Annotated in this window: 24 protein-coding genes; 10 read left to right on the top strand and 14 right to left on the bottom strand. The window is 38.2% G+C overall.

Going from position 1 to position 24,356, the window contains the following annotated elements; all coding sequences use genetic code 11:
- Positions 1-7 precede the first annotated feature (7 nt).
- Positions 8-2,977, bottom strand: coding sequence for an amidohydrolase family protein (locus ACKGJN_RS14260; RefSeq protein WP_409540224.1), 2,970 nt, complete (start codon positions 2,975-2,977; stop codon positions 8-10).
- A gap of 83 nt (positions 2,978-3,060) precedes the next feature.
- Positions 3,061-4,134: a DUF3810 domain-containing protein gene (locus tag ACKGJN_RS14255; RefSeq protein ID WP_409540223.1), complete on the bottom strand. Its 1,074-nt coding sequence runs from the start codon at positions 4,132-4,134 to the stop codon at positions 3,061-3,063.
- A 166-nt stretch (positions 4,135-4,300) separates the two neighbouring features.
- Here ACKGJN_RS14255 and ACKGJN_RS14250 point away from each other — a divergent pair, with 166 nt between their 5' ends.
- Positions 4,301-5,761, top strand: a complete 1,461-nt coding sequence (locus ACKGJN_RS14250; protein WP_409540222.1) for an aminoacyl-histidine dipeptidase — start codon at positions 4,301-4,303, stop codon at positions 5,759-5,761.
- Between the two features lie 75 nt (positions 5,762-5,836).
- On the opposite strand, the gene ACKGJN_RS14245 is transcribed toward ACKGJN_RS14250, so the two are convergent.
- The 3 genes from ACKGJN_RS14245 to ACKGJN_RS14235 form a co-directional block, all read right to left on the bottom strand.
- Positions 5,837-6,961, bottom strand: coding sequence for a peptidylprolyl isomerase (locus ACKGJN_RS14245; RefSeq protein ID WP_409540221.1), 1,125 nt, complete (start codon positions 6,959-6,961; stop codon positions 5,837-5,839).
- A 114-nt stretch (positions 6,962-7,075) separates the two neighbouring features.
- Positions 7,076-7,642, bottom strand: coding sequence for a gliding motility-associated peptidyl-prolyl isomerase GldI (gene gldI, locus ACKGJN_RS14240; protein WP_409540220.1), 567 nt, complete (start codon positions 7,640-7,642; stop codon positions 7,076-7,078).
- Complete coding sequence (locus ACKGJN_RS14235; protein WP_409540219.1) at positions 7,639-8,655, bottom strand: DHH family phosphoesterase; 1,017 nt, start codon at positions 8,653-8,655, stop codon at positions 7,639-7,641. The genes gldI and ACKGJN_RS14235 overlap by 4 nt, the downstream gene beginning before the upstream one ends.
- Positions 8,656-8,734: 79 nt before the next feature.
- Between ACKGJN_RS14235 and ACKGJN_RS14230 the strand changes: the two genes are divergently transcribed.
- Both ACKGJN_RS14230 and ACKGJN_RS14225 read left to right on the top strand, forming a co-directional pair.
- On the top strand, positions 8,735-9,796 hold the full coding sequence (locus tag ACKGJN_RS14230) for an alkaline phosphatase D family protein (RefSeq protein WP_409540218.1): 1,062 nt from the start codon (positions 8,735-8,737) through the stop codon (positions 9,794-9,796).
- A 170-nt stretch (positions 9,797-9,966) separates the two neighbouring features.
- Positions 9,967-10,386: a nucleoside-diphosphate kinase gene (locus tag ACKGJN_RS14225; protein WP_006987297.1), complete on the top strand. Its 420-nt coding sequence runs from the start codon at positions 9,967-9,969 to the stop codon at positions 10,384-10,386.
- 109 nt (positions 10,387-10,495) lie between these two features.
- Here the strand turns inward: ACKGJN_RS14225 and ACKGJN_RS14220 are convergent, their stop codons facing one another.
- The 4 genes from ACKGJN_RS14220 to recF form a co-directional block, all read right to left on the bottom strand.
- Entirely contained in the window at positions 10,496-11,125 is a 630-nt protein-coding gene (locus ACKGJN_RS14220) for a protein-L-isoaspartate(D-aspartate) O-methyltransferase (RefSeq protein WP_409540217.1), read from the bottom strand.
- Between the two features lie 513 nt (positions 11,126-11,638).
- A complete protein-coding gene (locus ACKGJN_RS14215) occupies positions 11,639-11,935 on the bottom strand; it encodes a DUF721 domain-containing protein (RefSeq protein ID WP_409540216.1) in 297 nt (98 codons plus the stop codon).
- On the bottom strand, positions 11,919-12,356 hold the full coding sequence (locus ACKGJN_RS14210) for a hypothetical protein (protein ID WP_409540215.1): 438 nt from the start codon (positions 12,354-12,356) through the stop codon (positions 11,919-11,921). The genes ACKGJN_RS14215 and ACKGJN_RS14210 overlap by 17 nt, the downstream gene beginning before the upstream one ends.
- A 56-nt stretch (positions 12,357-12,412) precedes the next feature.
- The gene (gene recF / locus ACKGJN_RS14205) at positions 12,413-13,492 is read right to left on the bottom strand and encodes a DNA replication/repair protein RecF (RefSeq protein WP_409540214.1); all 1,080 of its coding nucleotides are present in this window, start codon (positions 13,490-13,492) and stop codon (positions 12,413-12,415) included.
- Between the two features lie 145 nt (positions 13,493-13,637).
- On the opposite strand from recF, the gene ACKGJN_RS14200 reads away from it, so the two are divergent.
- The 7 genes from ACKGJN_RS14200 (at position 13,638) to ACKGJN_RS14170 (ending at position 19,827) form a co-directional block, all read left to right on the top strand.
- Positions 13,638-14,408 (top strand): tetratricopeptide repeat protein, encoded by a 771-nt coding sequence (locus ACKGJN_RS14200; RefSeq protein ID WP_409540213.1) that lies wholly within the window; start codon positions 13,638-13,640, stop codon positions 14,406-14,408.
- Positions 14,409-14,417: 9 nt separating this feature from the next.
- Positions 14,418-14,915 (top strand): 6,7-dimethyl-8-ribityllumazine synthase, encoded by a 498-nt coding sequence (gene ribH, locus ACKGJN_RS14195; RefSeq protein WP_409540212.1) that lies wholly within the window; start codon positions 14,418-14,420, stop codon positions 14,913-14,915.
- Positions 14,916-15,018: 103 nt separating this feature from the next.
- On the top strand, positions 15,019-15,306 hold the full coding sequence (locus ACKGJN_RS14190) for a hypothetical protein (protein ID WP_409540211.1): 288 nt from the start codon (positions 15,019-15,021) through the stop codon (positions 15,304-15,306).
- A 7-nt stretch (positions 15,307-15,313) separates the two neighbouring features.
- Entirely contained in the window at positions 15,314-17,158 is a 1,845-nt protein-coding gene (gene mutL / locus ACKGJN_RS14185; RefSeq protein ID WP_409540210.1) for a DNA mismatch repair endonuclease MutL, read from the top strand.
- Positions 17,159-17,902: a rhomboid family intramembrane serine protease gene (locus ACKGJN_RS14180; protein ID WP_409540209.1), complete on the top strand. Its 744-nt coding sequence runs from the start codon at positions 17,159-17,161 to the stop codon at positions 17,900-17,902.
- Entirely contained in the window at positions 17,902-18,801 is a 900-nt protein-coding gene (locus tag ACKGJN_RS14175; protein WP_409540208.1) for a rhomboid family intramembrane serine protease, read from the top strand. The genes ACKGJN_RS14180 and ACKGJN_RS14175 overlap by 1 nt, the downstream gene beginning before the upstream one ends.
- A complete protein-coding gene (locus ACKGJN_RS14170; RefSeq protein ID WP_409540207.1) occupies positions 18,802-19,827 on the top strand; it encodes an endonuclease/exonuclease/phosphatase family protein in 1,026 nt (341 codons plus the stop codon).
- 3 nt (positions 19,828-19,830) lie between these two features.
- Here the strand turns inward: ACKGJN_RS14170 and ACKGJN_RS14165 are convergent, their stop codons facing one another.
- From ACKGJN_RS14165 to ACKGJN_RS14145, 5 genes are all read right to left on the bottom strand, one after another.
- On the bottom strand, positions 19,831-20,451 hold the full coding sequence (locus ACKGJN_RS14165; RefSeq protein ID WP_409540206.1) for a WbqC family protein: 621 nt from the start codon (positions 20,449-20,451) through the stop codon (positions 19,831-19,833).
- An 18-nt stretch (positions 20,452-20,469) separates the two neighbouring features.
- Positions 20,470-22,029: a signal peptidase I gene (lepB, locus tag ACKGJN_RS14160; protein ID WP_409540205.1), complete on the bottom strand. Its 1,560-nt coding sequence runs from the start codon at positions 22,027-22,029 to the stop codon at positions 20,470-20,472.
- 54 nt (positions 22,030-22,083) lie between these two features.
- Positions 22,084-22,788 carry a 4-hydroxy-tetrahydrodipicolinate reductase gene (gene dapB, locus ACKGJN_RS14155; RefSeq protein ID WP_409540204.1) on the bottom strand — a complete coding sequence of 235 codons (705 nt, stop codon included), beginning with the start codon at positions 22,786-22,788 and terminating at the stop codon, positions 22,084-22,086.
- A 73-nt stretch (positions 22,789-22,861) separates the two neighbouring features.
- Positions 22,862-23,464: a DUF5683 domain-containing protein gene (locus ACKGJN_RS14150; RefSeq protein ID WP_409540203.1), complete on the bottom strand. Its 603-nt coding sequence runs from the start codon at positions 23,462-23,464 to the stop codon at positions 22,862-22,864.
- Entirely contained in the window at positions 23,454-24,356 is a 903-nt protein-coding gene (locus tag ACKGJN_RS14145; RefSeq protein WP_409540202.1) for a ParB/RepB/Spo0J family partition protein, read from the bottom strand. Before ACKGJN_RS14145 ends, ACKGJN_RS14150 begins: the two co-directional genes overlap by 11 nt.

Genomic DNA, 24,356 nt, shown 5'->3' with positions numbered 1-24,356 from the left:
TGTGCTTTTAGTGTATTTCCAGGGTATTGCAGTGAATATGTTGCTCTTCTTTTATGCTAACAGGTCGCGTGTTTTCTCCTCCGTTTTTAGCATTCAGCATTTGTCCGGTTAACAGGTTTTTTTGAACTTCAATTTCTTCCCGCATCGCTTTGTCTTTTTCGAGATCAAAATAAACCGCTCCTTCAATCAGGGTTTTTTCTGCCTTGGTATAAATGGAAAGTGGATGCCCGGACCATAAAACAACATCGGCATCCCTTCCGGTTTGAATACTTCCAACATATTGATCGATATGCAAAAGTTTGGCTGGGTTTAAAGTGACAAATTTCCATGCATCTTCTTCCGGAACACCACCATATTTCACTGTTTTGGCAGCCTCCTGGTTCAATCTTCGGCTCATTTCGCTGTCATCGCTGTTTATTGCAACGGTTAATCCCGCATCATACATAATTGCTGCATTGTACGGGATGGCATCTTTCACCTCGTATTTATATGCCCACCAGTCGGAAAAAGTGGAAGCGCCAACCCCATGTTCCTTCATTTTATCGGCAACTTTATAACCTTCAAGGATATGTGTGAAGGTGTTTATTCTAAAGTCAAAGGACTCTGCCACTTTCATTAGCATATTGATCTCGCTTTGAACGTAGGAATGGCTTGAAACATAACGTTCCCCATTTAAGATTTCAACTAAGGTTTCCATTTCAAGGTCTTTTCTGAAATTTTTATCATTCTTCTTTTCCTGTTCATATTGTTTTGCCCTTCCAAAGTAATCTATAAAAACCTGTTCCACGCCCATTCTGGTTTGTGGGAAACGGTTTGCATTGCTTCTGTTGGACTGTTTTACATTTTCGCCTAAAGCGAATTTTATAAATTTGGGTGCTTCTTTAAAGATCATATCTTCTGCGGATGCTCCCCACTTCAATTTCAATATTGCAGACCGCCCACCAATTGGATTTGCCGATCCGTGCAAGAGCTGGATCGTGGTTACCCCACCAGCCAAGTTTCGGTAAATGTTGATATCGTTAGGATCTATGACATCTTCCATAATAACCTCTGCAGTAGAATTATGTCCGGATTCATTTATCGCCGAGGCTGCTAAATGGGAATGTTCGTCTATAATTCCAGCGGTTAGGTGCTTTCCGGTAGCATCTATAACCTTAGTGCTTCCCGCTTTTAAATCTTTTCCTATTGCTGAGATTTTTCCGTTGGATATCAGGACATCGGTATTTTCAAGAATTCCCTGGGCTGTATTGGTCCAGACGGTAGCATTTTTAAACAGCATGTTTTCCTGCTTCGGAAGGCTCGTGTTTCCATACGCCATATTCGGATATGTTACAGGAACTACTTCAAAGATTTTTGCTTCTTTCTCTTTTTTAGCAGAATCCTCCACCTCCGGTTTTGCTTTAACGGCTAAAAAAGTAGTTTCCGTACCATTATTCAAAATAGCATTTCCTGAAAATTCATCAGATTTTGAAGTCACTTTAGCCTGAAGGCGGGTGAACTCAGTTTTGGTAGAATCTGGAGAAGAAAGTATTAAATTCATCCAGGTATCGTCATAAGATAGCTTCGATTTAATTTTTTTATCACCCAGCTTTACTTCGGCTTTTGGAGCGGTCGGTTTTCCTGAAATCTTCAGTTCATATTCCTTAGCATCCACTTTCAAAGTATAAGTTCCGCTAAGATCTACTACATCCATATTTTCCAGCATTGCTTTTTCTCCAAGCACCCAGTTTTCATAAAGAACAGTTTCTTTATCAAAAAAATCTCCCGAAGTGATGAGGAAATTTGCCCAGGCGCCCTCTTTTAAAACCCCTAATTTATTTTCCTGTCCCAATATTTTTGCCGGGGTAGTGGTAAGTGCAGCTAGTGCAGCTTTTTTATCCAATCCATATGCAATCGCTTTAAGCAAATTAGGCTTGAATTTCTTTTCATCTTTTAAATTATTTGTGGTAAGGACAAACGGGATTCCTTTTTCCTCAAGCAATTTTAAATTGGCAGGAGCCTGATTCCAACGTTTCATATCCTGTAAGCTCACATAATCTGACATAAAAGGGTCTTCCAGGTCATATGCTTCAGGGAAATCCAGAGGGACTATTATAGTAGCATTGGTATTTTTGATTTCATCAAGTTTTTCAAATTCATTTCCGCTTCCAAAAATGACATATTGAACTCCGGAATCGTCTCCCACTTTATCGGCTCTAAGTTCATCCAGTAAATTATCTGTTTTAAATATCTGGACCAGATCCTTATTTCTGTTCAATGCTTCCAAAGCGAGATCTTTATTTTCCGATTTTCCCTGGGCATACCAGGACGCATCCAGGTAGCTTTGGCGCAATAAGGCCATTGCGCCCATAATGGAAGTAGGGTAGGCCTGCCTGGATTGAATACTCTTTTCAAAAGACAAATATTGAGCAGACCGGTCACTAATAATTCGTTCACCTTCGGTGCCCTCGGGTTTAAGTGCAACCAAGATGCCGCTACCTCGTATTATCCCGTCTGCTACGTGCGTGTTTACAACACCAAATCCGTTTTTATGGAGTTTTTCAGCTTCCTCTTTATTAAAACTAAAATGTTCAATGGCCTTGTTTTCCGGGCGAATGTGGTCATTCCAGTAATATCCTTCGCGACTGGCATCATATTGAGGTTCTCCGTTTTTATTTTCTGCCTTTGTTGGTTTTTTAATTCCAAATTCACTGTAAATATCTATAAAGGAAGCGTACACTTCTTTTCCTTTAAGGTCTACACGAATACTGTTCTCTGGAACAGTGATGGATTTCCCTATGGCGGTGATCTTGCCGTTTCTAACGGCGAACATTCCATTCTCTATAATGGTATTGGGATCTACATGGATCTTTGCATTTTCAAAGACCATATAATTTGTATTCTTTGCTTTTACGCCCTTGTTATCCGGGAAATATACCTGAGCCTGTAAGCTACTGTAGGCCAGGAACAGGGTTAGGATAAATACTTTAAATTTCATAAACGTTTGTGATGTAAATTTTAGTTAAGAATAAATTTTTTAAAAAAGGGAATTTAAGAAAAATTTAATAAATGGAATTTCGCTTAAAAAGCATTTTCCACATCATCAAAATAGTTAACGAGCAGGGCCACTACATAGCTATAGCTTTTCATGCCGTCCTGCTGATTATTCGCCTTTAAAAATCCGTTATAGGTGAATTGGAAAATGGGTTCGAAAGGATTCTTATGTTCCTCCCAAAAAATGCGAACTTCCTTGTAGTTTTCCAAAACTCCCGGATGGATTTTTTTCAACAATGCATCTGCTTTTGTTTTATCCCGAATATAAAGTTCATTTAAACAATAGCGTAAAGCAAAGGTGAAGCCCGAATACCTGAAATAGGGATCCGGATGATGCATCGTTGCCAGACAAGCTATAAAATTGGCTTCGTTTTCCTTTGCAAACCCCAGTTGATGTCCAATTTCGTGACTTGCAGTTGTTGGGATCTTATATTGCACTATTTGGGTGTTTACCTGGGCTTCGTTTGTCAATGGATTAAGATACCCGTTAAAACCCATATAAGTAAGCGGAATGCTGTACAGAGAAGGTTTTAACGATCTTCCTTCATAATTGAGTTTTGGGTATTCAGTGCTTAAATAATCAAATCCCTCAATGGTGGATTTAAGGAGTTTTCCTTTTTTAAAATCATAAGTGACTTTCAAGGAATCATTATCGATAAGCTCTTCGTGAACTTCATTGGATTTTTTAATAAGGGTTTCCGTCAATAAAACAAGTTCTTCTGTAGTATAGGTGTTCTTGATTTTAAGGGTTTTATGTAGCGGAAGCCGGTAATAATTGAGTCCCCAGAAAATATGAAAACAGAAATATATGATAGAAAAAATCGCGAAAATCTCCAGGATCCATTTTTTGTGATTTCGAAAGCGTGATTTAGCCCTTAACACGATCCATCGAATTATAGAAACAATAAAAAAGGTGTAGAGTAAATCTCCAAATGAAAACGGAATAAACCCAAGGGAATAGCGCATAATCGTGGAAATGTATGGATACAAACCTGTGCTGTACCAGTTTTCTATAAAAACAGGATATCCCGCAATAATTTTTATCGCAATATATTGAAGGGGTAATAAAATGGCTAAAATGAGCTGGGTCTTCTTTTTCACTTTCTAAAATTACAAACTAATTAAGCAGCGACAAATTTTCATGCTTTGTTTATTACAGATACCTTTGTGAACACACTCATTATTTAAAAAAGCAAACTTTCCAACGCTGGTAATTATTGTGACAAGCCTTTGGAAATATATTAATTAATCTATAAATGTCAACAGAATGAATGAAGTAATAAGATCCCTTGAGCCTAAAAATCTTTGGAACAAATTCGCCGATTTAAATGAGGTTCCCCGGCCGTCCAAAAAGGAGGAAAGAGTGATAGAATTCATTAAGAATTTCGGAAATAAACTCAAGCTTGAAACCACGGTGGATAAAGTTGGTAACGTGATTATCAAAAAACCGGCTACGAGCGGAATGGAAATTAAAAAAGCGGTGGTTTTACAATCACACCTGGATATGGTGCATCAAAAAAACAATGATACCAAGTTTGATTTTGATACCCAGGGAATTGAAATGTTCGTGGATGGAGATTGGGTGAGAGCAAAAGGGACAACCCTTGGAGCGGATAACGGTCTTGGTGTTGCCACTATTATGGCAATTCTTGAGAGTGATTCTATCCAACACCCTGCGCTGGAAGCCTTGTTCACCATAGATGAAGAAACGGGGATGACAGGAGCAAAAGGCCTTGAGCCGGGACTGCTAAAGGGAGAGATCCTTTTAAATCTTGATACCGAGGAAGATGATGAGATAGGAATAGGTTGTGCCGGTGGTGTGGATCTTACCGCAACGAGATCGTACAAGGAAGAAAACACCCTTGAAGGTTCCAAAGCATTTAAAATTATACTTAATGGTTTGAAAGGTGGTCATTCCGGAATGGATATTATCAAAGGTTTGGGGAATGCCAATAAATTGATGAACCGACTTTTATTTAGTGTTTCTGAAAATCTGGATATTAGAATTTCTGAAATTAACGGAGGAGGTCTTCGCAATGCGATTCCAAGAGAAAGTGAAGCCATTGTTGTTGTGGACGATCTTCAGGAAAAAGTATTGTTAAGTGAGCTTGAAAATGAAATACAGAAAATAAAGGATGAATTCATCAAGCTGGAACCAAATCTTGCAGTTGGTATCACTGATGTTGAAGTTCCTGAAAAAGTGATGGAAACCAAAGTTCAGGAAGCGATTTTAAAGGCTGTATATGTAGCGCATAATGGAGTTTACAGAATGAGTCCCGAAATAGATGGGCTTGTGGAAACATCGAATAATGTTGCCAAAGTTGAGGTGAAAAATGGAAAAATTATAGTGAAGTGTTTGACCCGTTCCTCTGTAGAATCTTCAAAAGATGATCTTGCAAACGGATTAAGATCCGGTTTTGAACTGGCTGGATTTGACGTTGAATTAAGCGGGGATTATCCGGGATGGGCACCAAACCGGGATTCGGCTATTTTAACCGTGCTGGATGAATTGTATCAGAAAATGTTTCACGAAAAAGCTGATATTGCTGCCTGCCATGCAGGTTTGGAGTGTGGAATTATAGGAAACCATTATCCAGATATGGATATGATCTCTTTTGGACCCACAATTCGGGGAGCACATTCTCCCGATGAACGCGCCAGCATTAAATCGGCCCAGAAATACTGGAAATTTGTTCTGGAAATCCTTAAAAATATTCCGAATAAATAAAGTTGATTTTGAAACTAATAAAGCGGCCTTCTTTTTTTCTAAGAAGGCCGCTTTGTTAGTTTAAAAGGTTTCAGTTTATTCCTGAACTCCTACCATATTCAATTCAAAGATCAAATCGGTATTAGGAGGGATAACATTTCCGGCTCCTCTTTCTCCATATGCAAGGTGTGATGGGATGTAGATAATAGCTTTATCTCCAACCTTCATTTGCTGTAATCCTTCTTTAAATCCGGCAATCACTTGTGCATCCGGTCCATAAGGAATAAGCATCGGGTTATATCCAACCTGGTCTTTTCTTTGTTGGTTGAATACTCCACCCTGAACGGCAGTTTCTTCTATACTGGTATCAAATAAAGTTCCATCTGCGAAATATCCGGCGTAATCAATTTTTACCATTGTACCGTCGGCAGGTTTATCGCCTTCTCCCTTTTCAAGGAAATGGATCATTAACCCGCTTTCAAGTTCTTCCGCATCTTCTTTCATCGCGGCAAACTTCTCAGCATTCGCTGTTTTTGCAGCATTCTGTTTTTGCAGCATTTTTTCTTCTTCGGCTTTCAAATCTGCCAATTTATTTTCAAAAACTTCGGCAGCATTGAAATCTTTGGCATCTTTTCCTTTTCGAATAATTTTAACCTCTTTTATCACAATATCCTTTACAGGTTTGTCCTGGCCAACTGTCTCAACTTTACCTATACTGTCTACAACGGCCATACCTTCCTGCACTTTTCCAAAAATGGTATGTTTTCCATCCAGCCATTGGGTTGGAGCAAGTGTTACAAAAAACTGACTTCCGTTGGTTCCGGGGCCTGCATTGGCCATAGATAAGTATCCTTTCGAATCGTGGGATAAAGAATCAACGATTTCATCTGGAAACTTGTACCCAGGTCCACCGGATCCGGTTCCGGTAGGATCTCCACCCTGAATCATAAAATCTTTTATTACCCTATGAAAGGTAAGTCCGTCATAAAATTTCTTTCCTTTATAAGCGCTATCCACCATTTTATGGGGTTTGCCCTCTGCAAGAGAAACAAAATTGGCTACGGTAATAGGAGTTTCTTTAAAGTATAATTCGGCTACAAAGTTGCCATGGCTTGTATTAAATTCTGCATAAAGACCATCCTCTAAATCGGGATAATCTTCTTTACAGCCTACCAGGCCTACTAAAATTGCACAAACAAACAGAAAACTTAATTTTTTCATATGTAGATATTTATTATTTCGATTTCGCTCAATACAAGCGTTTTTTAATGGTTATATGCAATTCGCATATTTTTATTGGTTTTTGTATCGTATTTTCGTTATGCTTATTTCATACTAATCATTGTTATTTTTATTGGTTTGTTCAGTTATTGAATGTAAAGTTACTTTGGTTATTATGGGGACATTGGTGCCAATCTTATTTTTGTCACCATAATATCCAAAAGCTTTATGTGAAGGGAATATAAAAGTAACAACCTCCCCTTCTTTCATCAATTTTATTCCTTCCCGCAATCCGCCAAAAAGTTCTTCTTTGTCTATTGCATAGTTTTTTCTTGGCAATTCTCCTTCAGCATAAATATCCTGACCGTCTATAGCTTTGATTGAATAATCGAATTCAACCACATCCCCAAATTCGGGAGTATTGATGTTTAGGGAATCCGTAGATCTTTTATTATAGTAATACCAGAAACCATTTTCTGAGGGGATATATTCGGTTACGGAATCGCGTTCAACAATTTCTAAAATCTGTGCTTCTTCTTTAGCAACAAGTTTCTTGTTTCTTTGAATGGATTCATTGATGAATGATCCCGAATTTTGGGTTACAGGCCTTCTGGCTTCCGGAGTTTTACATCCAAAAACAAGAAATCCCAAAAGGATCATCGTATACTTTAAGTACATCATAAGCTTAATTCTTCTTTATACTCCGGTAAAACAGTATTAAATTTTGTTACCGTATATTCCATAGAAAGCTCACTCTTACCTCCTGCGGCATTTAAATGGCCACCCCCGCTAAAATGGGCTCTGGAAAAAGCATTTACTGAAAAATCCCCTTTAGATCTGAAACTGATTTTTATAATACCATCTTTTTTATGTTCTATAAAAATGGCTGCAAATATAATTCCTTCCAGAGATAATCCATAATTGACAAAACCTTCGGTATCTCCCTTTTTGAAGTTGTTCTTGTCTAATTCTTCCTGAGAAAGTGTGATATATGCTGTTCTTAATTCATTGTTTACTCGCAAATTTTGCAAGGCTACTCCTAAAAGTTGCATCCGACTTTGAGAAAAGGTGTCATAAATCTGTTGGTGAATTCGGGTATTGTCTGCTCCTTTATCAATTAGTTCAGCTATTACGCGGTGAGTTTCACTGGAAGTAGAACTGTATTTAAAGGAGCCCGTATCTGTCATAATTCCGGTATACAGGCAAGTGGCTATTTCCGGGCTAATGTGCTTTACGGCTCTTAATTTCTGAAGGAATTTAAATACCATCTGGCAGGTGGAACTCATCGTTGCATCGCTATAGGTATGGTTTGCATAATCTGATGGTTCCGGATGATGATCTATCATGATAAAAATCGCTTCCGATGCTCTCAGGGGCTCCTCCATCTCTCCAGTACGGGCCAAAACATTGAAATCCAGGGTGAAAACTATTTCGGCTGCATCGATTAACCTATTGCAGTGTTCTGCCTCATTTTCATAAATTATAACGTCCTCACTACCAGGAAGCCATTTAAGAAATTTTGGAAAATCATTTGGGGCAATTACTTTTACTTCGTGCTTTTTTTCCTTCAAAAAATGATACAGTCCCAGGCAGGATCCCATGGCATCGCCATCGGGGCCTTTATGTGGTACAATAATTATATTCTTGGCTACAGAAAGTGCGGAAGTGATCTCTAAAATACTTTGTTCTATCATAATAAGGCGTAAAGATACAATTTAATAACATTTTCAATAAAATTGATTTCTTATTTTTGAATTCTGAAATTTACCACAAATGAAACAAAATTTATGGGTATCCCTACTATTATTGCTTCTGAATTCTTGTGCAACTGGAAAAAATCCTGAAGAAAACCAGGCTTTGGAGCCGGATAAACCTATTGAATTAAATAGTATCGAAAGTGCCGATTTTACCATCGCCTTTGGAAGTTGTAATAAACAGAATCTCCCGCAACCCCTATGGGACCCAATAATTGCAAACAAACCGGATGTGTTTATATGGGGTGGCGATAACATTTACGCCGATACCCGGAATATGAATAAAATGGAACAGGATTATACAATTCAAAAGGCCAACCCGGGTTATCAAAAACTGATCTCTTCCACTCCTGTTTTAGCGACCTGGGATGATCATGACTATGGAAAGAACGATGCCGGAACCGAATGGAAATATAAAAAGGAAAGTCAGGAGAAATTTTTGAATTTTCTGGAGGTCCCTCAAAACGATGAACGACGGCGGCGGGAAGGTGTCTATCACAGCCAGCTTTTCAAGCTCGAAAATGGCAGTATAAAGGTAATCCTGCTGGATACACGATATTTTAGATCTAATTTGATAAAAAGCGAAGACCCCGATAAGCGATATGATCCTAATATGGAAGGTACTGTTTTGGGAGAAGAACAATGGAAATGGCTGGAGCGTGAATTGAAAAATAGCAAAGCCGACTTTAATTTAATAGTGAGCAGTATACAGCTTCTTTCAGCGGAACATGGGTTTGAAACCTGGGGCAATTTTCCGAAGGAAATGGAAAAATTAAAAGCGCTTATTAGTTCCTCTAATGCCGAAAATATTGTCCTTTTAAGCGGGGACAGACATATTTCAGAATTTTCTAAAGTAGAAATCCCATCTTTAAAATATCCGTTGATCGATTTTACTTCCAGCGGACTAACGCATACTTACACCAGTTTTTCGGGAGAACCAAATCAATACAGAGTGGGAGAAGTAATAAGTGATTTGAGCTTTGGTTTGCTGTTTTTTGATTTCAGCAAAAAAAAAATAACGATGCAAATGAGGGGAGTGGGAAATACGTTGCAACAGGAATTGATACAGGTCTATAAATAATCACTTAATCCCTCATTGAGGGTTTAACCTGAATTTTTATAAGTTTTTTCCTCCCGATAATTATCGGGACATACCTCGGGGCTTTCCCCGAGGTTTTTGATTAAAAGCATAAATAGACTTGTAGACTTGGTTGATTTGTTTATTTTTGCCGAAAATTTAAAAACCACAAGATGGCAAATAATAGAACATTTACAATGCTTAAGCCCGATGCAATTGAAAAAGGATACATCGGTGCGATCCTTGAACAGATCAATGCTTCAGGTTTCAGGATTGTTGCACTGAAAATGACCCAAATGACAAAAAGCGATGCACAAACATTTTATGAAGTGCATAAAGAACGTCCATTTTATGGGGAATTGGTGGATTATATGACGCAGGGACCCATTGTAGCTGCTGTTTTAGAAAAAGATAACGCGGTAGAAGATTTCAGAACCTTGATTGGTGCTACCAATCCTGAGGATGCTGCTGAAGGAACTATCAGAAAAAAATATGCTGCTTCAATCGCTGAAAATGCGATCCACGGAAGCGATAGCGATGAAAATGCAGCTATAGAATCTGCTTTTCATTTCGCCGGAAGAGAAATGTTTTAAGCATTTTTTTTGCAAATAAGTAATGACCACCCTCTTTTGGGTGGTTTTTTTGTCTTATTCTTTCTTATAAATTTCATTTTCCGCCCGAAAAAGCAATAGAAATCGTCCTCTATTTCTGTGCTTCTCCCGTCATGGGAACAAAACTTACCATCAGGAGCCTGTTTTCAATAAAGGCATCATCTCCGGTTCTTTCCAGAAGTTTTAGTTGCTGCCTTAAAGTATCTACCGGGGCAAGCAAACGCCCTCCAATTTTAATTTGTTTTTTAAGAGGTTCAGGTATGGTGGGTGGTGCAGCAGTGAGGGAAACAGCGTCAAAAGGGGCTCTATCTGGCCAACCCTGGAAACCATCTCCACAACGGGTTGTTACATTTTTAATTCCTGCTTTTTCCAGGTTTGCACAGGCATATTCTTCCAGCCATTCTATCACTTCAATACTATAAACGTGTCTTACGATGTTGGCCAAAATGGCCGCGTGATAACCACAACCGGTTCCAATTTCAAGGATTATATCTTTTGGTTTTAGTTTTAATTCCTGAGCCATATAGGCAACCATAAAAGGTTGGCTTATTGTTTGTCCCTTTCCAATATTTAAAGGCCTGTCTTCATAAGCGAACTCCCTCATTTCATTCGGAATAAAAAGTGCACGATCTACCTTCCGCATTGCTTGTAAAACCCAGGGGTCGCTTATGCCTTTTTTAATTAACTGACTATCAATCATTTCTTTCCTGTTCACCTTCATAACTCCCCGGCTTTATATCTTCTTAAAGTTAATTATTTAAGACAGGAAATAAAAAATAAATGAAAGGTTTAAGTTTTTTTTAAATCCTTATTGCGGGTTTAACCCGAATTTTTTTTAAAAGTATTTTCCTCCCGATATTACAGGTACATACCTTAGGGGCTCCACTAGGTTTTTGATTTTAAAATTTAAGTTCGTTTAAATAATAGAATAAACAAAAGGGCTCCTTCCTCCCGAAACGTCAGGATAAAAGGAAACCCGCCCGAACGGTACGGGCGGTGTGGATTAATCGGAACTGGGATGTTTCTAATTACCCGAATTTATCTGGCGATTAAGACGGAAGGGTAATGGAATTAAATTATAACTGCAACCACCCCGGCCTTTGGCCACCTCTCCTTGGGAAGGAGGGGTGCTTTTTTAAATTTAAGTTTGTTTAAAATAATAATAAGGTTACTTGGGTGGGTTCTAATTTTTTTAAAGAAAATTTAGAAGACTGGTTTTAAAGGTTCGGTACTTTTACCTTAAAACCAACTTGGTGATGAGATTCTTACCTAATTCTTCATTAAGGAGTTTGACGATCTTTTCTTTCCCATAACTCAGTTCTTCCCTCAGGACTGATGAACTCAATTGCACATAAAGTGTACTGCCATCAAGTTTTATGGAAGTGGTATATTTTTCTATTGCCGGCCCCATTTGTGCATTCCACACATCCTTTGCATTTACTTTGTCCAAGCCTGATTGAAGTTTGTTGCTTGCCACAAAGTCCTGTAAAGCATCGCTAAGTTTCATGTTTTCGTTATATCTCTTCTTCATCTAGCTCGCTTAATAATGATTTAAATCTTTTATAATGATAAATAATTCCCCGGTTGTTCCTGATACTCATTTTATCTTCTCCCGCTTTTAAGACAGTTTCTTTCCAGGAATCGAACGGGGTAGAGTAATATAAATTCAGGCTGTCATTTTCGATTTTTGCTTCGATCTTTTCTTCATCTTCTGTCACGATGTAGGTGCCGTCATATTGAGGGCGGACTTTCTTTCGGAAACCAATACCATCTTCAATTTCAAAATAATCTACATTTTCACTCATCCGGAATTCTTTGATGGAATCCCTGGAAAATTCTACTTTTTCGATCTCCCAGTATCCTTTGAGATAGACGAGTTTTTCCTCGGGAGTTTGTTTTTTACAACTTGTAATTACAACTGAAAACAGGATTATTAATAGGAGGTTTTTCATTTAAAAGATTTGGATTTTATAATTATTTTTTTGAAAAATAGATCCTTCGGAACAAATCACAATCTAAACATTTTATAGGACTGATTGCTTTCTTTTACCACTTTTTCTGTCCTTTCCGGGTGGGTGTCACTAATAAATATTTGTCCCAACTCATTCTCGGCAACCAGGGCAACAATGTGCGCTACGCGTTGTTCGTCCAACTTATCAAAAATATCATCCAAAAGCAATAACGGGCTGGATTTACTCAGTTTTTTTATGAAATCGAATTGAGCGAGTTTTAAAGCGATGAGAAAAGATTTTTGCTGACCCTGAGATCCAAATTTTTTAATTGGATGCCCTTCGATCTCAAAACTGAGATCATCTTTATGAAGTCCAACACTACTATATTGAAGCATCATATCCCTTTGTAGATTCTGCTCCAGCAAGTCAGAAATCGGTTTTTCAAATAACTGGCTCTTATATGTTATGGCAACCTTTTCTTTTTGGTTGGTGATTTCAGCATAGCGTTTATCGAAAATGGGAATGAATTCTTCCAGAAAGGTCTTTCTTTTTTCAAAAAGTAAATTTCCCAGCTCGCTCATTTGAGCGTTGTAGATATCCAGGGTGTCCCTGTCAAATTTGGAATTTGCAGCAAAAAATTTCAAAAGGGCATTTCTTTGTGCAACCACTTTTCCATACTGTATCAATACATTCAGGTATTCCTGATCGCTTTGGGAAATCACACCATCCATGAATTTCCGGCGGGTTTCACTGCCTTCTATAATAAGATCCCGGTCTCCCGGGGAAATGATAACGGCAGGAATGAAGCCAATGTGCTCGCTAAATTTTTCGTAGGCTTTATTATTGCGTTTAATTACTTTTTTTTGTCCGCGTTTCGCACTTACCAAAATATGCTCTTCCCGGTCATTCTTCTGTAAAGTACCGTCGATTACGAAAAATTCAGCCTCATGATTAATATTCTGACTGGTAATTGGGTTGAAATAGCTTTTTCCGAAGGAGAGATGGTAAATACTATCCAGCACATTGGTTTTTCCAACCCCATTATGACCTACCAAACAATTTATTTTTGAATCAAAATCAAAGGCAGCGGTAGTAAAATTCTTATAATTGACTAATGAAAGGGTTTTTAAAAACATAAAGTGCTGTAATTCAGCTTAATGATTAAAATAGTTTGAGATGTAAAGGTACAGGAATAGCGTTAAAATTATTAAAAAATAACAAAATTTTTCCCTTTTTTATCTGAATAAAAATTTTATTTTTGCCACACATTAAACCAATTCTATGGCGACTTACAAGAAAAAAGGACATAAACCAAGCAATAAGGAAGAACAGGCAAAAAAAGTAGAGGACGAATCTACAACTGCAGAGGTATTTAATACTTTGGATGAAGGCGCAAATAAAACAGAAGCCTTTGTAGCTGAAAATCAAAAATACATTTATGTTATCGTTGGTTTGGCGGCTGTGGTAATCCTGGGTTACCTGGGATGGCAACGTTTTGTTCAGGAGCCAAAGGAACTTGAAGCAGCAAATGAAATGTTCCAGTCACAGCAGTATTTTGATGCTGCATTAGCCGGATCTGGCGCGCAAAGTGACTCTTTATATAATATGGCATTAAACGGTGGCGAAGGGAAATATGGTTTTCTTGACATCATCGACGAATATAGCAGTACCAATGCAGCTAATCTTGCCAATTACTATGCGGGATTTGCATATTTAAATTCTAACAGGTATCAGGAAGCTATCGAATATCTTGAGGATTTTAAAAGTGATGATGAGATCCTTGCGCCTTTGGCCAAAGGAGGAATTGGAGATGCATTTATGCAATTGGATCAACCGGAAGAAGCCTTAAGTTATTATGATGAGGCTGCTTCTATGCGTTCCAATGGGTTTACAGCCCCAAGGTTTTTGCTGAAGGCTGCTCTTACTGCGATAGAATTGGGAAAAGGAGAACAAGCTGTCAAGTATTTAAACAGGATCAAAGATGAATTCTCTGATGCTCCTGAAGCCAGTCAGGTACCTGCTTACCTGGGGAGAGCTCAGGCAATGAAATAATAAAATCTTATGGCTACCGAAGGTAAAAATCTTTCAGAATACGATAAAAGCCGGGTTCCGGATGCAAAGGAATTCCGTTTTGGAATTGTGGTAGCAGAATGGAACGAGGAGATAACCGAAGGTTTATTCCAGGGTGCTTTTAATGCCCTGAAAGAAAACGGGGTCCTCAATGAAAATATTGTGCGCTGGAATGTTCCCGGGAGTTTTGAGCTTATTTATGCCTGTAAAAAAATGCAGGAAAGTTATGATATGCTGGATGCCATTATCGCTGTTGGGAGTGTGATAGAAGGGGAGACCAAACATTTTGATTTTGTTTGCCAGGGAGTTTCCCAGGGAATCAAAGATCTTAACGTACTTCACGATATTCCTGTGATTTTTTGTGTGCTAACCGATCAAAATATGCAACAGGCCATTGACCGCTCTGGGGGAAAACATGGAAATAAAGGATCTGAAGCCGGAGTGGCTGCTATTAAAATGGCACAACTCCGGAAAGATGCCCGTTTCTAATTTCCTATATTCGGCATTATTCTTGTTCCCTTAAAATTACCTAAACAAGCTTTATTTTCTGCAGCTTTTTAAGTAAATTTGAACTTATATAAATCCGAAAATTTTGAAACTCAATTTAGGCAAACTCCGAAAGAATTCCCGCTATAATTACACTCCACGTTATTATAAAGGGAAAGAAGAGGGCAATATTTACTCCTTTGAATCAAAATTCAACAAATACAAGAACACTACCAACTCCATAGATTTTGGTTCCCAATGGGCCGATGCCCGTACCTCGAGCAGGACCAGGGGAAACCGGGAGATCAATAAAAGAGTAATCTATATCATCATCATTTTGATCCTTCTTTTCCTGTGGATCATCGACTTCGATTTATCCATCTTTTCGAATTAAATTATACATGAAAGATGTTATCCATCTGCTGCCGGACCACGTAGCCAATCAAATCGCTGCGGGAGAAGTAGTACAACGCCCTGCGTCTGTTATAAAGGAATTACTCGAAAACTCCATTGATGCGAAGGCCAGCAATATCCAGGTTTATATAAAAGAAGCAGGTAAAATACTTATTACCATTGTTGATAATGGGGTTGGGATGAGCCTCACAGATGCCAGGCTAAGCTTTGAACGTCATGCGACATCCAAAATAAAGGCGGCAGAAGATCTTTTTAGCCTTCAAACAAAGGGCTTCAGGGGAGAGGCACTGGCTTCCATAGCGGCGATTGCGCATGTGGAACTCAAAACCCGGAGGGAGGAAGATGAAGTAGGAACCTGCATCAGGATTGAAGGAAGTGAAATTATTTCTCAGGATGCCTGCGTAACTTCCCCGGGAACATCCATAAGTGTGAAAAACCTTTTTTATAATATCCCTGCAAGAAGAAATTTCCTGAAATCGGATACGGTGGAAACCCGGCATATTATAGATGAATTCCAACGTGTTTCCCTGGCTCATCCGCATATTGCATTTTCGTTGGTGCATAATTCAAGCGAGTTATTTCAACTCCCGGATACCAATTACAGGCAAAGGATCACGAATATTCTTGGAGGAAAGACCAATGAGAAACTGGTGCCCGTTAATGAAAATACCGAAATTTTGAAAATTTCAGGATTTGTTGGAAAACCTGAATATGCCAAACGCACCCGTGGCGAACAGTTCTTTTTTGTAAATGACAGGTTCATTAAAAGTCCTTATTTAAATCATGCCGTTACCGCAGCTTTTGAAGGTTTGCTGAAGGATAAATGCTATCCAAGTTATTTTTTATACCTACAAGTTGATCCTAAAAGTATCGATATAAACATTCATCCTACAAAAACTGAAATTAAATTTGATGATGAGCATGCTTTGTATGCAATTTTAAGAAGTGCCATTAAACATAGTCTTGGGCAATTTAATGTAGCTCCGGTTTTGGATTTTGAAAGAGACCCTACCCTCGATACACCCTACGATTATGAGAAAAAGCATGCTTCGGCTCCACATGTGGAGGTAGACAGGGATTTTAATCCTTTTAAGAATGAGCAACGGGGCAGTTTCAGAAACGATTATAAACAGGAATCTGCTGGCTGGGAAAGTCTTTATTCCGGACTAAAAAGTGAATCTTCTGGGATAGATCCGGATGTGGGGCAAATAGAGTTTGAAAGCGAAGAGGTTACCGGGAATCTTTTTGGAGCATATAAATCTGAGCAGGTTCAGAATACCACCTTTCAGCTTAATAAAAAATTCATCATTACCACGCTTAAAAATGGGATGTTGGTGATAGACCAGCACCGGGCTCACACAAGGATCCTTTATGAAGAACTTTTAAAAAGCATAACGGTTTCTGCAGCGGTAAGTCAGCAATTGTTATTTCCGTTGATCCTTCAGTTTAACCAGCCGGAAATAGAATTACTCAAAGGAATAAAGGATTCCCTGGAGCAAACCGGATTTATTTTTTCTGAAATAAAATCAGATTCCGTAGAAATAACAGGAATTCCCACGCTTATTCTCGAGAGTGAAGTGGAAATGTTACTGGAACAACTTTTATCTGATTTTGAAAATGAGATTCCCGAAAATAACTTTTCACAAACAGATCTTCTTGCTAAATCCCTGGCAAAGAGTATGGCAGTGAAATCTGGAAATTTATTGAATTCTACAGAACAACAGCATATAGTCAACGGGTTATTTGCCTGTAAAGAGGCTTCAATTACCCCTTTTAACAAACCTGTTTTTATTACCTTGCCGGTTGAAGAACTGGAAAAAAAATTCATGTAAATGGGAAGAATTACAGATACTGTAAAAGTACTTATAATTATAAATGCAATATTTTTTGCAGGAACAATGTTTATCGGGGATTTCACCTATAAAATTTTCTCTTTATGGTTTTTTCAGAATGATAATTTTGGAGTTTGGCAGGTAATTACCCATATGTTCATGCACGGGAGTTTTATGCATATCCTGTTTAACATGTATGCACTATGGGCCTTTGGTAGTCCAATAGAACAAATGCTGGGAAAGAATAAATTTTTGTTCTTTTATTTTTCCTGTGGAATTGGAGCAGCTATCATACATTCCCTGGTGAATTATTTTCATGTAGAAAGTGCGTACAGCACTTTAATTGAAGCAGGAATGAATCCGGCAACTATCCAGCAATTATTGGAAACCGGCCAATATTCTACTGCTATTTTAGATTCGGTGCCGCGGGAGACCCTGGAAAGTATGTTTACCGCTTTTAATACTCCTGCAGTGGGAGCTTCCGGTGCTATTTATGGAATTCTGGTAGCTTTTGGAATGTTATTTCCCAATGTGGAACTCTTTTTGCTTTTTGTTCCAATTCCAATTAAAGCCAAAATATTTATTCCGGTATTAATTGGGATAGATTTATTTTCAGGATTCACAGGATATTCGTTATTTGGAGGTGGGATAGCACACTTTGCCCATGTGGGAGGTGCGTTATTCGGATTTATTATGATGTGGTACTGGAAAAAGAATCAGTTTAACCAAAACCGTTGGGATTGATGAGCGCAGCAGATAAAATAAGACATAAATTTCAAACAGCTTCGGTGGTTGAAAAACTAATAGGCATAAACGTGCTGGTTTTTATTTTGTTTTATGTTTTTAGGACCATCGCTTTTTTGTTTCAATTGCCTTCTGATTTTTTATTAGAATGGCTCGTCTTTCCGAAAGAACCCGGGGAATTTATTTTTAAACCCTGGTCTATTATCACCTATTCTTTTATGCACTCCGGTATTTGGCACATTTTATCCAACATGCTTATTCTTTTCTATGCCGGAAGTTATTTTCTAAGCTATTTTTCGGCAAAAAAATTACTCACCTTTTATTTTCTGGGAGTAATAGTTGGTGCGATGGTGTATATGTTGAGTTATAATTTATTTCCTGCCTTCCAGGCTACCGGTCGTTCTTATTTGTTAGGAGCTTCGGCCGGGGTGATGGCTGTATTGGTTGGAATAGCTACCAGAATTCCCCACATGGGCATTCGCCTGCTCATCCTGGGAAGTGTGAAATTCTGGTATATTGCTGCTTTTTTGGTGATATTGGATGTTGTTCAAATTCCCTTCGGAAATGCGGGTGGACATTTTGCTCACCTGGGAGGGGCGTTATTTGGATATTTTTACTCATCCCAATTGGCAAAAGGAAATGATATCGCCAGCGGATTTGAAAAAGCAGTCATCTGGTTTCTTGCCCTTTTCGAAGGCTCAAAAAAGTCAAAACCAATTATGCGTACTGTTTATAAAAAAACCGGACACACCGCCTCAAAAGCTTCTTCCTCAAAAATAAGCAAGACTGAAAAACAGGAAAAAATCGATTCTATTTTAGATAAAATCAGCAAAAGCGGATATGAAAGCCTTACTAAACAGGAAAAGGATTTTTTGTTTAATGCCGGGAAAGATACTTAGATGAGAAAACTCGGGTTATTTGATAAATTCCTGTTTTTTTTAAATTCTTTGGTAGCATTTGCTCTTTTGCTTTCTTATTTATTGCCGTTCGTACCACCCGCTGCATTTCCTTTATTGTCTGTATTAAGTTTGGGTGTTCCGGTTTTAATACTGACAAACATCCTGTTCATGCTGTTTTGGGCCATTAGAATTAAACGTCAGTTTTTATTGTCCTTTATTATTCTAATCCTTGGCTATTCCAACGTAATTTCCTGGATTCAGTTTGGAAGTGTGAATAGCTCCACTCCCCAAGATCTTTCCATAATGAGTTACAATGTGCGGATGTTCAATGCATACGAATGGACCAATGATAAATCAATCCCGCAAAAGATCGCTGCCTTTGTAAAAGAAAAAGATCCTGATATCCTGGTTACCCAGGAACATTACGTAGGTGTGTCCGGATTGACAAAAACGTATCCTTATAGCTTTATTAAACTTAAGGATGAAAATTCAGAGTTTGGTTCTGCAATATTTTCAAAATATCCTATCATTAAAGAGCATTCTGTAGATTTTCCACATAATGGCAACAACAATGCGATTTTTGTGGATATAGTTAAAAACCGGGATACCCTACGGATATTTAATGTGCATTTTCAGTCGCTGAATATAAAACCGGAAATTAAAGACCTTCAGGAAGGAGATTCGAAAAAGTTAATAGGTCGAATTGGGTACGGATTTAAACTTCAGCAGGAACAGGCCGAATTGATGATGGAGGAAGTAAACAAATCTCCATATAAAACGATTATTTTAGGGGATTTCAACAATACCGCGTTTTCCTATATCTATAAATACATCAAAAGAGATCGTTTCAAAGATGCCTTTCTCGAGGCAGGATCCGGATTTGGAAAATCCTTTGATCTTAGTTATTTTCCTCTACGCATCGATTTTCTGTTAGTCGATAAAGAGCTGGAAATAAATTCTTTCGAGACGTTTAACGATCAAAAATTATCCGATCACTTTCCAATTATGAGTCATATAAAATGGTAACTGTTATCTAAGATTTTTCAAATAATTGGGCGTATTTGGACCTTCACTAAAAAGTAAATCCAATATGGAAAGATTGTGCAAAAAACCTTTTTTCTCCTGAAAAACCTGGACATATTCCGGAATTTGGATGTTTGATTTAGCATTGATAAGATACCTCTTATCGATAAAATCTTTAGCTTCGTGTAAATATTCTGTAGTCTTTTTATAATCGACCTTCAACTGAAGGCAAGTGCAAATCACCTCCAAACAATCATAATTAAAATCCATCAGAAAATCATACTCTTTAAGATAAAGCGGAACCAGTTCATCTTCATAGAACTCGAAGAACGGAGATGTTTGATAGGCAGATTTTAATGACTTCCAATGTTGTTTCTGCCACTTAAGATTTTTTTCTATCTTTATATCTTTATATTTTTGATGTTGTCTTGGATTGGATTTAGGAAGGTGTTTGACAGGAATATTCAGTAATAATTTTCCATTTGCAGCATAAATATACATGCGGTTCCTGTAGGTTTGCTTTTGATAATTATCTTCATTTTCAAACCAAATTCCAGCAGGTTTTACCAGCTCCGCAAAATGGGAAACCGGTCCGAAGTAGGGGAGGTGTAGCAAAATTTCCTGCATCTTGGAGCTTTTTGAAAATTAAGAATCCCTGCTTTTTTTGAAATAATTAAATCCTATTAGAATAACCACCACTATAAGAAAATAGGGTAAATAGGAGATTGGAGTACCTCCTCCGCTTACGGTGGTGAACATGCGTTCCCATCTAATTTTATCAAAAAAGCCTTTTCCATTGGCATCCCAACTCATCCATATAAAAACAGGTTTTCCTACCACATGATTTTCCGGCACATAGCCAAAATAACGGCTGTCTAAGCTATTATGCCTGTTGTCACCCATCATCCAGTAATAATCCTGTTTAAAGGTGTAGGATTCCATCGGTGATCCGTTTAACAGGATTTGCGTGCCATTTTGACTAATTTTATTTTCAATTCCCATTTCAGAGCCTTCATAAACTTCAAGGATTCTCTTGTAAAAAGGAAGAGATTTCTGCGTGATTGAAATTGTTTCCCCTTTTTTCGGAATATAAATGGGACCAAAATTATCACGATTCCAGGATATATCCTGACTTGCCGGGAAAATATCGGCTTCTCTTCCTACAGTATCGATCACTCTTTGAATAGAAGCTACATTGGGATGGTTCTTGAATTTCGCAAAGGCTTCTTCAGTAAGGTTTATTCGGAAGGTATTGTTGTTGGGATTATAACCATAAGGATCGGTTATGTCGTAGCGTTCATATAAATAATTATAATCAAATGCCTGGCCTTTGGTTGTTCCCTCATAAGAAAACTGTGGTCTGGCTCTTTCCGGAAGTTCCAGTGGTTGGGAATTTATATGGATCTTTCCGTCGATTATTTGAAGAGAATCCCCGGGAACCGCAACTGCACGCTTCACATAGTTGGTTTTCTTATCTATTGGTTTGTAATAATACTTATCTGTATAATACATGTTTTTCATGGTATCTACCGGCCAGTTAAAAACAACAATGTCGTTTCTTTCAATATCCTGAAAACCGGGAAGTCTGAAATATGGTATCTGTGGTTTTTCCAGGTATGATTTTACATTCGCAACCGGGATGGTATCATGAACCATAGGAAAAGCAACGGCGGTTAAAGGTGTTCTTGCCCCGTAATGAAACTTGCTTACAAAAAGAAAATCTCCTACCAGGAGTGATTTTTCAAGGGAAGATGTAGGTATTGTAAAAGGCTGAATAAGGTAGGTGTGAACTAGTGTGGCTGCAATTACGGCAAAAAGCACAGAACTTATCCATTCTCCCGCACCCGTTCTTGGTTTAAGACTTCTTTCCTGAATATAAGTAACATCTGCAACATAATTCAGGTAAAAAATATAAAGTCCGCCGGTGAGTACTACCAGAACCGTTTCCCAGGTGCTGTGCCTTCCAAAACTGCGAATGGTCTCCACCCAAATTACCGGGAACATGATCAGGTTTACAATTGGAATAAATAAAAGCAGGGTCCACCACCATGGCCTGTTTATAATTTTCATCAGGATTACCGCATTATAAATGGGAATTGCGGCTTCCCAGCCTTTTCTGCCTGCCTTAATGTAGAGTTTCCAGGTTCCTAAAAAATGAACTACCTGGACCAGAATGATAAACAAAAACCATTGGGTAAACGTCATAGTATATATTATTTACTGAATTAGTGTGTATTCAGGTATATCTGTTACAAAAAATTAGCTTAAACCGGAAAGTACATCCTTCATGGTAAAAACCCCTTTTTTACCAAAAAGCCATTCCGCGGCAATTACAGCACCCAAAGCAAAACCTTCCCTGGAATGTGCCGTATGTTTGATCTCTATGGAATCCACTTTAGAATTATATGAAACCGTATGTGTTCCGGGAACATTTTCAATTCGTTTTGCGTAAATCGGGATCTCATTCTCTTTTGCCTTATCAAGTTCCCATCCTTCCTTAGAAGAATTATCTATGATTTGCTGGGCAAGGCTTATAGCTGTTCCGCTTGGAGCATCCAGCTTTTGAGTGTGATGAACCTCTTCAATTTCTACTGAATAATCCTTAAAACCATCCATCATTTTGGCCAGTTTCTCGTTTAATTCAAAAAACAGATTAACTCCAATACTAAAATTTGAAGCAGAAATAAAACCTGAATTTTCTTCGGTACAAACTTTTACAGCTTTTTCATAATCCTTTAGCCATCCTGTAGTCCCACTAACAACGGGTAATCCATTCTGAAAACAGGTAGTAATATTTTTTAAGGCAACGGTTGGAAGGCTGAAATCAATAACTATTTCAGCTTCGCTTAAATCATACTCTTCAATATTTTCTGAAATTTTGAGTACGATCTCATGCCCTCTTTCCAGAGCGATTTTTTCAATGGTTTTTCCCATTTTCCCGTAACCCGAGAGTGCAATTTTCATCTGTATGTTTATTAAATATGCTCCTGAAGCATCAGAAGTTTTGTTTTGGATCCTCTGAATAAGAATCGCTGTTTTAAAAATTAAAATTGAGTCCGAGTCCATAACCTGTCTTGCCGGTAAATTGATCGAAATTTACTGCAGGCCTTAGCGATAAATCCTCGCTTACATTGAACTGCTGTAAATGTGCATCTACGTTTGCATCAATAATATTAAGGGCATAAATGCCGGCTGTAACCAAAAGAGCAAGTTCTTTGTTGCGCCTGTAAAATTTTTGAGCCCGAATCAATCCATCGGTTGAAACGCGGGGAGGACCACCAGGATTTGGGTTTGAGAATTCATCATCATTGAAACCCGCAAGTCTTCTCTTATAAGCACTTCGGTATCTGTCCAATTGTTTGTCATTGTCAATGACAAAATAAATGCCAACTCCCAATCCGGCATAGGCTATTGGAATTTTCCAGTATTTTCCATTGTAAGCCTGACCCAAACCCGGCAATATAGCTGAATAAAAAGCAGCTTTTGCAGGCGCAAGTGCGTTGTATGGTTTGTAATCCTGATCTTTTTTAACAATAACATCAGCAGCAGATGCTACCACAAGAGTATCCTCTTCCTGAGCCACCGTGAAATTGGTGAGCAATAAGAAAAATAAACCCGAAAAAATGAATTTAATTCTCACCCTGGATGAGTTTTTTAATTCGGTTAAAATCTTCTTCGGAAGTAAATGGGATTATAAGTTTTCCTTTGCCCTTTTGTGCCACTTTAATATCCACTTTGGCTCCCAGATAATCTGAAAATTCTTTTACACCCTTTTTGAGATTTTGTGGCAGGGGTTTTTCTTTTGAAGTGGTTTTTCCTTTTGGTTCACCGTTCAATTCTCTCACCAGTTTTTCGGTTTCCCTTACAGAAAGGGATTTCTCAAGAATTTTCTCATAGATATCGAGTTGAATTTGAGGGTTCTCAACGTTTATCAATGCCCGGCCGTGGCCCATAGTTACAAAACCATCGCGCATCCCGGTTTGAATAATAGGATCCAGTTTTAGCAACCTTAAATAGTTTGCAATGGTAGACCGGTTTTTACCTATCCTGTCGCTCAATTGTTCCTGGGTAAGATTTATCTCGTCCAGCAATCGCTGATAAGAAATTGCGATCTCAATAGGATCCAGATCCTGCCGCTGAATATTTTCCACCAGTGCCATCTCCAGAGATTCCTGATCATTAGCTATTCGAATATAGGCGGGAATGGTTTCCAAACCGATTAAACCCGAGGCCCGGTACCTTCGCTCTCCTGAAACCAACTGGTATTTGTTGAACTCAAGTTTTCGAACCGTAATAGGCTGAATAACTCCAAGTTCCTTGATGGAAGAAGCAAGTTCCCGAAGTGATTCTTCGTTAAAGCTGGTTCTTGGTTGAAAGGGATTCATTTCAATAGAAGTTAAATCCAGTTCTACAATATGACCAACTAACTTATCGGCATTTTTGTCTTCAACAGATTTTATATCGTGGTCGGGATCTTTCAGCAATGCCGAAAGTCCACGTCCTAATGCTTGTTTTTTGGTAGCTTTCGCCAT

It is taken from the genome of Gillisia xinjiangensis, assembly GCF_046298265.1.
GTDB classification, from domain to species: Bacteria; Bacteroidota; Bacteroidia; order Flavobacteriales; family Flavobacteriaceae; genus Gillisia; species Gillisia xinjiangensis.
The sequence above is the reverse complement of the archived record's forward strand: the minus strand, read 5'-3'. Positions and strand labels throughout refer to the sequence as shown.

Bases quoted from the DNA above. Each gene is read 5' to 3' on its own strand.
- ACKGJN_RS14165 (WP_409540206.1), bottom strand. From the start codon at position 20,451: ATGCAGGAAATTTTGCTACACCTCCCCTACTTCGGACCGGTTTCCCAT.
- ACKGJN_RS14250 (WP_409540222.1), top strand. From the start codon at position 4,301: ATGAATGAAGTAATAAGATCCCTTGAGCCTAAAAATCTTTGGAACAAA.
- ACKGJN_RS14215 (WP_409540216.1), bottom strand. From the start codon at position 11,935: ATGAAGAAGAGATATAACGAAAACATGAAACTTAGCGATGCTTTACAG.
- ACKGJN_RS14225 (WP_006987297.1), top strand. From the start codon at position 9,967: ATGGCAAATAATAGAACATTTACAATGCTTAAGCCCGATGCAATTGAA.
- dapB (WP_409540204.1), bottom strand. From the start codon at position 22,788: ATGAAAATTGCACTCTCGGGTTACGGGAAAATGGGAAAAACCATTGAA.
- ACKGJN_RS14170 (WP_409540207.1), top strand. From the start codon at position 18,802: ATGAGAAAACTCGGGTTATTTGATAAATTCCTGTTTTTTTTAAATTCT.
- ACKGJN_RS14235 (WP_409540219.1), bottom strand. From the start codon at position 8,655: ATGATAGAACAAAGTATTTTAGAGATCACTTCCGCACTTTCTGTAGCC.
- ACKGJN_RS14220 (WP_409540217.1), bottom strand. From the start codon at position 11,125: ATGAAGGTGAACAGGAAAGAAATGATTGATAGTCAGTTAATTAAAAAA.
- ACKGJN_RS14210 (WP_409540215.1), bottom strand. From the start codon at position 12,356: ATGAAAAACCTCCTATTAATAATCCTGTTTTCAGTTGTAATTACAAGT.
- ACKGJN_RS14245 (WP_409540221.1), bottom strand. From the start codon at position 6,961: ATGAAAAAATTAAGTTTTCTGTTTGTTTGTGCAATTTTAGTAGGCCTG.
- ACKGJN_RS14230 (WP_409540218.1), top strand. From the start codon at position 8,735: ATGAAACAAAATTTATGGGTATCCCTACTATTATTGCTTCTGAATTCT.
- ACKGJN_RS14200 (WP_409540213.1), top strand. From the start codon at position 13,638: ATGGCGACTTACAAGAAAAAAGGACATAAACCAAGCAATAAGGAAGAA.
- ACKGJN_RS14145 (WP_409540202.1), bottom strand. From the start codon at position 24,356: ATGGCGAAAGCTACCAAAAAACAAGCATTAGGACGTGGACTTTCGGCA.
- mutL (WP_409540210.1), top strand. From the start codon at position 15,314: ATGAAAGATGTTATCCATCTGCTGCCGGACCACGTAGCCAATCAAATC.
- gldI (WP_409540220.1), bottom strand. From the start codon at position 7,642: ATGATGTACTTAAAGTATACGATGATCCTTTTGGGATTTCTTGTTTTT.
- lepB (WP_409540205.1), bottom strand. From the start codon at position 22,029: ATGACGTTTACCCAATGGTTTTTGTTTATCATTCTGGTCCAGGTAGTT.
- ACKGJN_RS14180 (WP_409540209.1), top strand. From the start codon at position 17,159: ATGGGAAGAATTACAGATACTGTAAAAGTACTTATAATTATAAATGCA.
- ACKGJN_RS14260 (WP_409540224.1), bottom strand. From the start codon at position 2,977: ATGAAATTTAAAGTATTTATCCTAACCCTGTTCCTGGCCTACAGTAGC.
- ribH (WP_409540212.1), top strand. From the start codon at position 14,418: ATGGCTACCGAAGGTAAAAATCTTTCAGAATACGATAAAAGCCGGGTT.
- recF (WP_409540214.1), bottom strand. From the start codon at position 13,492: ATGTTTTTAAAAACCCTTTCATTAGTCAATTATAAGAATTTTACTACC.
- ACKGJN_RS14175 (WP_409540208.1), top strand. From the start codon at position 17,902: ATGAGCGCAGCAGATAAAATAAGACATAAATTTCAAACAGCTTCGGTG.